The sequence below is a fragment of the Phenylobacterium sp. genome (assembly GCF_013911965.1).
In the GTDB taxonomy this organism is placed as follows: domain Bacteria; phylum Pseudomonadota; class Alphaproteobacteria; order Caulobacterales; family Caulobacteraceae; genus Phenylobacterium.
On sequence record NZ_JACESE010000033.1, the window covers coordinates 1 to 9,432 of the forward strand.

General features: G+C 71.1%; 10 protein-coding genes. 8 read left to right on the plus strand and 2 right to left on the minus strand.

Features of this window, described 5'->3' with window-relative positions:
* The 3 genes from H2041_RS19020 to H2041_RS19030 form a co-directional block, all read left to right on the plus strand.
* Window positions 1–1,473: CpaF family protein (locus H2041_RS19020; protein ID WP_293415462.1), on the plus strand; the 1,473-nt coding region annotated here is incomplete at its 5' end.
* A gap of 8 nt (window positions 1,474–1,481) precedes the next feature.
* On the plus strand, window positions 1,482–2,456 hold the full coding sequence (locus H2041_RS19025; RefSeq protein WP_293415480.1) for a type II secretion system F family protein: 975 nt from the start codon (window positions 1,482–1,484) through the stop codon (window positions 2,454–2,456).
* 9 nt (window positions 2,457–2,465) lie between these two features.
* Window positions 2,466–3,452 (plus strand): type II secretion system F family protein, encoded by a 987-nt coding sequence (locus H2041_RS19030; protein WP_293415464.1) that lies wholly within the window; start codon window positions 2,466–2,468, stop codon window positions 3,450–3,452.
* 15 nt (window positions 3,453–3,467) lie between these two features.
* On the opposite strand, the gene H2041_RS19035 is transcribed toward H2041_RS19030, so the two are convergent.
* The gene (locus H2041_RS19035; protein WP_293415466.1) at window positions 3,468–4,322 is read right to left on the minus strand and encodes a tetratricopeptide repeat protein; all 855 of its coding nucleotides are present in this window, start codon (window positions 4,320–4,322) and stop codon (window positions 3,468–3,470) included.
* An 84-nt stretch (window positions 4,323–4,406) separates the two neighbouring features.
* Here H2041_RS19035 and H2041_RS19040 point away from each other — a divergent pair, with 84 nt between their 5' ends.
* On the plus strand, window positions 4,407–5,783 hold the full coding sequence (locus tag H2041_RS19040; RefSeq protein WP_293415468.1) for a leucyl aminopeptidase family protein: 1,377 nt from the start codon (window positions 4,407–4,409) through the stop codon (window positions 5,781–5,783).
* Window positions 5,780–6,619: an NlpC/P60 family protein gene (locus H2041_RS19045; protein ID WP_293415470.1), complete on the plus strand. Its 840-nt coding sequence runs from the start codon at window positions 5,780–5,782 to the stop codon at window positions 6,617–6,619. The genes H2041_RS19040 and H2041_RS19045 overlap by 4 nt, the downstream gene beginning before the upstream one ends.
* Before the next feature lie 69 nt (window positions 6,620–6,688).
* Here the strand turns inward: H2041_RS19045 and H2041_RS19050 are convergent, their stop codons facing one another.
* Complete coding sequence (locus H2041_RS19050; RefSeq protein WP_293415472.1) at window positions 6,689–7,354, minus strand: cytochrome c family protein; 666 nt, start codon at window positions 7,352–7,354, stop codon at window positions 6,689–6,691.
* Between the two features lie 162 nt (window positions 7,355–7,516).
* Between H2041_RS19050 and H2041_RS19055 the strand changes: the two genes are divergently transcribed.
* The 3 genes from H2041_RS19055 to H2041_RS19065 form a co-directional block, all read left to right on the plus strand.
* Window positions 7,517–8,266, plus strand: coding sequence for a 3-deoxy-manno-octulosonate cytidylyltransferase (locus tag H2041_RS19055; RefSeq protein ID WP_293415474.1), 750 nt, complete (start codon window positions 7,517–7,519; stop codon window positions 8,264–8,266).
* Between the two features lie 10 nt (window positions 8,267–8,276).
* Complete coding sequence (locus H2041_RS19060; RefSeq protein ID WP_293415476.1) at window positions 8,277–9,122, plus strand: prephenate dehydratase; 846 nt, start codon at window positions 8,277–8,279, stop codon at window positions 9,120–9,122.
* A gap of 53 nt (window positions 9,123–9,175) precedes the next feature.
* On the plus strand, window positions 9,176–9,432 hold a 257-nt coding region (locus tag H2041_RS19065), incomplete at its 3' end, for a hypothetical protein (protein ID WP_293415478.1).

Here is a 9,432-nt window from a genome sequence, read left to right on the forward strand (position 1 = left end):
CGCCCGGCCCAGGCGCGGCCGGCCGCCCCGCCGCCGCCGGCCCAGGCGGCCGCCCCCATCGCCACGCGCCCCCAGCGCACCGAGGCGCCCAAGGCTGAGGCCGCCCGCCCGCGCGCCGACGGCCCGAAGGCCACCTCGGGCTTCGAGCAGCTGCGCGCCGCCCAGGGGCCGGCCCCGGCCACCCAGGTGGTGCGCGAGCAGTCGGACTATTATCACGCCACCAAGACGACGATCTTCAACGCCCTGATCAACACGATCGACCTGGCCCAGCTCGCCCAGCTGGACGTCAAGGCGGCGGCCGAGGAGATCCGCGACATCGTCGCCGAGCTGGTGGCGATCAAGAACGTCTCGATGTCCATCTCCGAGCAGGAGAGCCTGGTCCAGGACATCATCAACGACGTGCTGGGCTATGGTCCGCTCGAGCCGCTCCTGGCCCGCGACGACATCGCCGACATCATGGTCAACGGCGCGTCGCGCGTATTCATCGAAGTGGGCGGCAAGGTCCAGCTGACCAACGTCCGATTCCGCGACAACGCCCAGCTGATGAACATCTGCCAGCGGATCGTCAGCCAGGTGGGCCGCCGGGTCGACGAAAGCTCGCCCATCTGCGACGCCCGTCTGCCCGACGGCAGCCGCGTCAACGTCATCGCCCCGCCGCTGGCCCTGGACGGCCCGACGCTCACCATCCGGAAGTTCCGGAAGGACAAGCTGACCATGAAGGACCTGGTGGAGTACGACTCCATCACGCCGGAAGGCGCGCGGGTCCTGGGCGTCATCGGCGCCTGCCGCTGCAACGTGCTCATCTCGGGCGGTACGGGCTCGGGCAAGACGACCCTGCTCAATACGCTCACCGCCTTCATCGACCCCACCGAGCGGGTCGTGACCTGCGAGGACGCGGCCGAACTGCAGCTGCAGCAGCCGCACGTGGTCCGCCTGGAAACCCGGCCGCCCAACCTGGAGGGCCAGGGGCAGATCACCATGCGCGACCTGGTGAAGAACTGCCTGCGGATGCGCCCCGAACGCATCATCGTCGGCGAAGTCCGCGGACCGGAAGCCTTCGACCTGCTGCAGGCCATGAACACCGGCCACGACGGCTCCATGGGCACCCTCCACGCCAACAGCCCGCGCGAGGCGGTCAGCCGGCTGGAATCCATGATCACCATGGGCGGCTACGGCCTGCCGTCGAAGACGATCCGCGAGATGATCGTCGGCTCCATCGACGTGATCATCCAGGCCGCCCGTCTGCGCGACGGCTCGCGCCGCATCACCCACATCACCGAGGTGGTCGGGCTGGAAGGCGACGTCATCATCACCCAGGACCTCATGGTCTACGAGATCACCGGCGAGGACGCCGACGGCCGGGTGGTCGGCCGGCACCGCTCCACGGGCATCGCGCGGCCGCGGTTCTGGGACCGCGCCCGCTACTACGGCCTGGAACGCGAGCTGGCCGAAGCCCTGGACGCGGCCGAATGAGCCCGACCCTGCTCTCCATCCTGGCGGCCGTGCTCGGCTTCGTCGCCGTCGCCGGCTTCGGCCTCGCGCTCGCCGGCCAGAGCCCGGGCCAGGCGCGGGTGGCCAAGCGCGCCCAGGCCATCGTCGGCCGTGAGAACCGCGAGACCAAGTCGCGGCGCGGGGCGGTCAGCGCCCAGGACCAGCGCCGCAAGCAGATCCTCCAGAGCCTGAAGGAGGAGGACCGGCAGAAGAAGAAGGCCTCGCTGTCGATCTCGGCGCGCCTGCAGCAGGCCGGCCTGTCCATCAACACCCGCACCTTCTGGATCATCAGCGCCGGCCTCGGGCTGACCGTCTTCCTGATGGCGATGCTGCTGGGCCAGGCGGCCTATGTGGGTCTCGGCCTCGGCTTCGCGGCGGGCTTCGGCCTGCCGCGCTGGGTGGTCGGCATGCTCGCCCAGCGGCGGATCAAGAAGTTCGTCGAGTCCTTCCCCGACGCCATGGACATCATCGTGCGCGGCATCAAGTCGGGCCTGCCGGTCAATGACAGCCTGCGCGTCATCGGGGCCGAGGCGCCCGAGCCCCTCGCCGGCGAGTTCAAGCGGATGGTGGAGAACACCGGCATGGGCGTCTCCATCGACCAGGCGGTGGAGCGCATGTACGAGCGCATGCCCGCCCAGGAGGTCCGCTTCTTCGGCATCGTGCTCGGCATCCAGCAGAAGACCGGCGGCAATCTGGCCGAGGCGCTGGGCAATCTCTCCACCGTCATCCGCGCCCGCAAGCTGATGCGGGAGAAGATCAAGGCGCTCTCGGGCGAGGCCGTCGCCTCGGCCTTCATCATCGGCTCCCTGCCGCCGGGCGTGATGATCGTCATCAGCGTGCTCTCGCCGACCTACATGTCGCCCCTGTTCACCGATCCGCGCGGCCGCATCATCCTCGGCGGCGGCGCCCTGCTGATGGCCCTCGGGGTGTTCGTCATGCGCCGCATGATCAACTTCAGGATCTAGGGGCGGCGCATGGACCTGGGGGCTCTCACCGATCCGCAGAACCTGATGGCCGCCTTCGTGGCGATCGTCACCTTCGCCACCATCGTCACCCTGACCGGCCCGCTGATGCGGCGGAACGGGCTGGAGGCGCGGCTGAAGTCGGTCTCGACCCGGCGCGAGGAACTGCGACGCAAGTCGCGCGAGGCCCTGGCCGCCGCCCGCGGCGGCAGCCTGCGCCACACCGACGAAGGGCTCTACAAGCGGGTGGTCGAACGGCTGCAGCTGTCCCGCCTGCTGGAGGATCCGCAGGTGGTGGACAAGCTGGCCCAGGCCGGCTTCCGCGGTCCGCGGCCGGTCTCCACCTTCTACTTCTTCCGCTTCGTCCTGCCCTTCGCCTTCGCCGCGTCGGTGGCCTTCTACCTGTTCGTGGTCAATGACTTCGGGCTCTCGGGCATGACCCGCATCGCCGCCATCGTCGGGGGCCTGACGCTCGGCTACTACGCGCCCAACATCTACATCACCAACATCGCCCAGAAGCGCCGGGAATCGATCGTCGGCGCCTTCCCCGACGCCCTCGACCTGCTGCTGATCTGCGTGGAGTCGGGCATGTCGATCGAGGCCGCCATCCAGAAGGTGAGCCAGGAGATCGGCGGCGCCTCCATCGAACTGGCCGAGGAGCTCACCCTGCTGACGGCCGAGCTCTCCTACCTGCCGGAACGCCGGCAGGCCTATGAGGGGCTGGCGCGGCGGACCAACCATCCGGGCATCAAGTCGGTGGCCACGGCTATGATCCAGGCCGAACGCTACGGCACCCCGCTCGGCTCGGCCCTGCGGGTGATGGCCAAGGAGAACCGCGACATGCGCCTGGCTGCGGCCGAGAAGAAGGCCGCCCAGCTGCCGGCCAAGCTCACCGTGCCGATGATCCTGTTCTTCCTGCCGGTGCTTTTCCTGGTCATCCTGGGGCCGGCGGTCCTGCGGGCCATGGACATCATGGGCGGCGCCTCGCCAGGGTCCTGAGGCGCGGCGCCGGCCCTATCGGTGCGGCTGGCTCACCGACTCCCACGACCGTCCCGCGCCGCCGGCGGCGGCCGGCGCAGTGGCGGAGCGCAGATAGGCGAGGTTGGCGGAGACCGTCTGCGGCGGCAGGTCCTGCCGGGCCAGGGCCTCGGCCTCAGCCAGCCGGCCCTGCAGGCCGAGGATGAGCGCCAGGTTCTGCCGTATCGTCGCCGTCGCCTCCGGCTGGGCGACCGCCTGGCGCAGCAGGGCCTCGGCTTCCGCCGTCTGGCCGCGGGCGGCCTGGAACATGGCGAGGTTGGAGAGGACGGACGGGTTCTGCGGCGCCAGCGCCAGGGCGCGGCGATGGGCGGCGAGGGCTTCACCGTCCCGTTCGGCCAGTTCGTAAGCCACGGCCAGCAGGAAGGGCGGGCGCCAGTCGCGGGGGGCCAGCGCCTCGGCCTGGGCCGCCGGCTTCACGGCATAGAAGCCCTGACCTCGCGCCAGGTGCGCCCGGGCGATCTCCAGCAGCACCTCGACATTGTCCGGGGCGATCACCGCCAGCCGCTCGGCCGTGGCGGCCGCCTCTTCGGCCTTGCCCATGTCGCGCAGGGCGTGCGCCAGCCCCAGTCCGGCCTCGATGTCGGTGGGGTCGAGGGTCGATTCGCGGGCCCAGAAGGCGGCCCGGGCCAGGGGATCCATGCGCTCGGCCAGGGCCCGCGCCTGCGGGGCGGCGCGCTGGTCCGCGGCTTCGGTCTTGTCCGCCGCGGGCGCCGCCGGGGCGGCCGGCGTCTGCGCCTCGGCCTTCGACCTGAAGCCGAAGGCGGCGGCCGGCGCGGCGAGGCTGAGGCTCAGCGTGAGGGCGGTTGCGGCGAGGGCCGACATACGACACATGACGAGGGAGCCTCCGAGCGTTCCGGCCATTGTCCCCGGGCCGCTTAAAGGAAGCGTTAAGCATAAAATCCGGAGGGCCCGCCCATGTCCGATGTCATCCTGGAATCCGCTGACGGCCCGGTGATCCCGGTCCATCTCCTGCGCGAAGCCGATGTCGAGGCGGCTCTGGCCGAAGCCGGCGTCATGGCCCAGGGCCTGGCCAAGGCGCAGGACTTCAAGGGCAAGGCCGGCCAGATCCTGATCGTGCCCGACGCGACGGGCCAGACCGAGCGGGTGCTGTTCGGCCTGGGCGCCGCCCGCGCCTCGGGCGTGCGCGCCCTGGCCGCCCGGCTGCCGGCCGGCGCCTATCGCCTGGCGCAGCGGCCCCAGGACATCTCCCCCGACGAGGCGGCGCTCGCCTTCGCGCTCGGGAGCTACCGCTTCGACCGCTACAAGAAGAAGCCCGACGACCGGCCGCGCCTGATCGCCGAAGGCGCCGACGTCGCGGCGGTGAAGGCCATGGCGCACGCCTGCGCGCTCGCCCGCGACATGGTCAACACCCCGGCCAACGACATGGGGCCGCTGCAGATCGAGACCATCGCCCGCGAGATCGCCGAGCAGTACGGCGCCGCCATCACGGTGGTCGCCGGCGAAGGCCTGCTGGAGGCCAACTATCCGGCCGTCCACGCCGTCGGCCGCGCCGCCGGACCGGGCCGCGAGCCCCGGATGATCGAGATGTCCTGGGGCGAGGACGGCCGGCCGCTGGTGGCCATCATCGGCAAGGGCGTGGTGTTCGACACCGGCGGTCTCGACATCAAGCCGGCCGGCGCCATGCGGCTGATGAAGAAGGACATGGGCGGCGCGGCCCACGCCCTGGCGCTCGCCCGGATGGTCATGGCCGCCCGCCTGCCGGTGCGCCTGCTGGTCCTGACCCCGGCCGTGGAGAACGCCATCGCCGGCGACGCCATGCGCCCCGGCGACGTGCTGGATTCGCGCAAGGGCCTGACGATCGAGGTGGGCAACACCGACGCCGAGGGCCGGCTGATCCTGGCCGATGCGCTGACGCGGGCGGCCGAACTGAAGCCCGACCTGACCATCGACCTGGCCACCCTGACCGGCGCAGCGCGCGTGGCGCTGGGACCGCAGCTGCCGCCCTTCTTCACCGACGACGAGACTCTGGCCGCCCAGATCGCCGCCGCCGCCGAGGCGGCGGAGGATCCGCTCTGGCGTTTGCCGCTCTGGAAGCCCTATGCCGAGGCGCTCGACAGCGAGGTGGCCGACCTGAAGAACGACGCCGACCCCTGGGCGCAGGCGGGCGCGGTGACCGCGGCCCTCTTCCTGCAGCGCTTCGCGCCGGAAGGGCCCTGGGTCCACCTGGACATCTTCGCCTGGAATCCGCGCGGCAAGCCGGGCGTGCCGGCCGGCGGCGAAGTCATGGCCATCCGCGGCCTCTTCCGCATGCTGCAGGACCGCTTCGCATGAGCCTCGACGCCCGCCTGACCCTGGCGCGTCCCGAGCTCGCCGCCGAGGATCTGCAGGGCCTCGTGGCGGCCCAGGCCTATGCCCCCCGCCGGCCCGCCGTCTGCCGGGCGCCGGCGACGGCCGTCCGCAGGACGCCGGCGGCCGACGCCGAACAGGTCGATCAGCTCCTCTACGGCGAACGGTTCGACATCCTGGCCGAGGCCGGGGGTTTCGCCTGGGGCCAGGCGGCGCGCGACGGCTATGTGGGCCATGTGGCGCTCGCCGATCTCGGCCCGCCCGGGCCGCCGCCCACCCACCGGGTCGCCGCCCTGCGGACCTACGCCTTCGGCGCGCCCAGCATCAAGGCGCCCGCCATCGGCCCCTTCAGTCTCGGCGCCCTGATCTGCGTGACGGCGGAGGAGGGCCGCTTCGGCCGCGACAGCCAGGGCGCCTGGTTCGTGCTCGACCATCTGGCGCCCATCGGCCTCGGCTTCGCCGCCGACCCGGCGGCGGTGGCCGAGAGCTATCTGGGCGCGCCCTATCTGTGGGGCGGGCGGGAAAGCCTCGGGCTGGACTGCTCCGGGCTCGTGCAGCAGGCCCTGCTGGCCTGCGGCCGCGCCTGTCCGCGGGACACCGATCAGCAGGAAGCCGCCTTCGAGGCCGAGATCCCGCGCAGCGCGCTGCGGCGTGGCGACCTCGTCTTCTGGCGCGGCCATGTGGGCATGATGCTGGACGCCGAGCGGATGATCCACGCCAACGCCCACCACATGGCCGTGGCGATCGAGCCGCTCGACGCGGCCATCGCGCGGATCGACGCCGCCGGCTCCGGCGAACCGACCAGCTTCCGTCGCCCCTGAGCGCGCCGCTCCGCAAATGAAAAAGCCCGGCGCAGGGCCGGGCTTCTCCAGGATCGGATCGGGCTCGCCTCAGGCGGCCGGGGTCTCCGCGGCGGCCTCGGCCGGCGCTTCGCCTTCGGCCGGGGCGGCGGCTTCGCCTTCGGCGGCGGCCTCACCCTCGGCGGCGGCGCCTTCCTCGGCGGCCGGCGCGACCGGGTTCGGGGCCGGGAAGGGGATCTGGCCGCCCTGCGAGTGCAGATAGGCGATCATGTTGATCAGTTCCTCGCGGCGCTTCAGGCCGACGAAGGTCATCTTGGTGCCGTTGATGTAGCGCTGCGGCGCTTCCAGGAAGTGGCCCAGCTCCTCGAAGGTCCAGACCGGCGCCTCTTCGCCATGGGCGATCATGGCCGGCGAATAGGAGAAGCCCGGGTGAACCGCCGGACGGGCGCCGACGACGCCGTAGAGGTTCGGACCGGTGCCGTTGGCGCCGCCCTGCTCGATGGTGTGGCAGCTGCGGCACTTGGCGAAGGAGGCCTCGCCCGCCGCGATGTCGGCCGCCGGCAGCACGGTTCCCCAGTCGATCGGCGCCTCGGCCTCCGCGGCCCCGCCGGTCTCCTCGGCGACTTCGATCGCGTAGCCGGCCTTCTCAGGCTCGTGATGCGCAAAGACGATGCTGGAAGCTTCTCGCAGGCCGAAAACAGCCAAGCCCGTCGCCAGCAGCGCGCCGGCGACCTTGTTGAACGTAAGGTCGCTCATAGTCCCTGAATCGGCCCTCTTTGAGGCCGGTCTTCGATAACCGGCATACGCGCGGGAATCTCCCCGCCCCTTATTGCGCCAGCGTCTCTTACACGCTACCGGCGCTCGTGCAACCGGCCAGTTCGTCGCTGGCGCCCTTGCCCAGCCGCAGAGCCGACTCCGATGAAGCCCATCGTCCTGATTCCCGCACGCATGGCCGCCACGCGTCTTCCGGGAAAGCCGCTGGCGGAGATCGAAGGCCTGCCGATGATCGTCCGTGTGCTGCGGCAGGCGCAGGCCGCGGACGTCGGCCCGGTGGCCGTGGCGGCGGGCGATCGCGAGATCGTCGAGGCGGTGGAGAAGGCGGGCGGCCGGGCGGTGCTCACCGATCCGGACCTGCCCTCGGGCTCCGACCGCATCCTTCGCGCCCTCGCCGAACTCGACCCCCAGGGGCGCCACGACGTGGTGGTCAACCTGCAGGGCGACATACCCTTCGTCGCGCCGGAGGTGGTCCGCGCCTGCGTGGATCTGCTGGTCCGCCAGCCGGCCTGCGACCTGTCGACCGTCGTGGTGGCCGAGAGCGACCCGGCCGAACGGTCGAACCCCGACATCCCCAAGGCGGTGCTCGCCCTGGCGCCGGACGGGCGCTCGGGCCGGGCTCTCTATTTCACGCGTTCGGTCCTCTATGGCGACGCGCCCGTGTGGCTGCATCACGGCGTCTATGGCTATCGGCGCGAAGCGCTGGAGCGGTTCACCGCCGCGCCGCCCTCGCCCCTGGAGCTTCGCGAGCGCCTCGAGCAGCTTCGGGCGCTGGAGATGGGGATGCAGGTCTGGGCCGCCGTCATCGACGAGGCGCCCATCTCGGTGGACAATCCCGCCGACCTGGAACGCGCGCGGGCCTATGCCCGCCGGCTGGACAAGGATAGTCAATGAGCAAGGCCCAATGACCAAGGGACGCATCGCCTTCCAGGGCGAACTGGGCGCCAACAGCCACGAGGCCTGCGCCACCTACTTCCCCGACTACGAGCCGGTCCCGCACCCGACCTTCGACGAGGCCTTCGACGCCATCAGGTCGGGCGACTGCCAGCTGGGCATGATCCCGGTGGAGAATTCCATCGCCGGGCGCGTCGCCGACGTGCACCACCTGCTGCCCAATTCCGGGCTGAAGATCGTCGGCGAGAAGTTCAAGCCGATCCGCTTCCAGCTGATGGTCAATCCGGGCGTGAAGCTGGAGCAGGTGAAGACCGTCCAGTCGATGGCCATCGCCATCAGCCAGTGCAAGAAGACGGTCAAGCGCCTGGGTCTGCGGGCCGAGCCCGTGGGCGATACGGCCGGCGCGGCCCGCCTGCTGGCCCAGAGCCCCGATCCGACGCGGGCGGCCATCTCGCCGGCCCTGGCGGCCGAGATCTACGGGCTGGAGATCCTGCTGCGCGACATCGAGGACGAGCGGCACAACACCACCCGCTTCCTGGTGATGACAGCGGAGCCCGAGCCCGAGCCGCCGCCCTTCACCAGCCCCTGCATCACCAGCTTCGTCTTCCGCGTCCGCAACCTGCCGGCCGCCCTCTACAAGGCGCTCGGCGGTTTCGCGACCAACGGCGTCAACATGACCAAGCTGGAAAGCTACATGGAGGACGGCGCCTGGACGGCGACCTTCTTCTACGCCGAGGTCGACGGCCGCCCCGAAGACCGCGAGGTGGCGCTGGCCTTCGAAGAGCTGCGCTTCTTCTCCGAACGGTTCGAAATCCTCGGCGTCTATCCGGCCGACCCCTTCCGCGCCCGGGTGTGACCCGAGCCTCCGCCCGAACGAACCCATAGACCAAGGCCCAGGCAGGATATCCGATGCTTAGCTGGATCGCCGACAGCCTGGGTGGCCTCTGGGGCCCGCTGCGGCTGCTCAACTCCTTCTTTTTCCTCGCCGGCGTCGGCTATGGCGCGGTGGCGCTCGCCGTCTGGCTGCTGCTTCCGCGGCTCTGGGGCCGGCTGACTACGGACCGCGGGCGCGCCTTCGCCGTCAACGCCGACCAGAGCGTGGGCAAGCCGCTCGGCGCGGGCCTGGTCTTCGTAAGCCTTTTCAGCCTGGCCGCGGTGATCTTCAT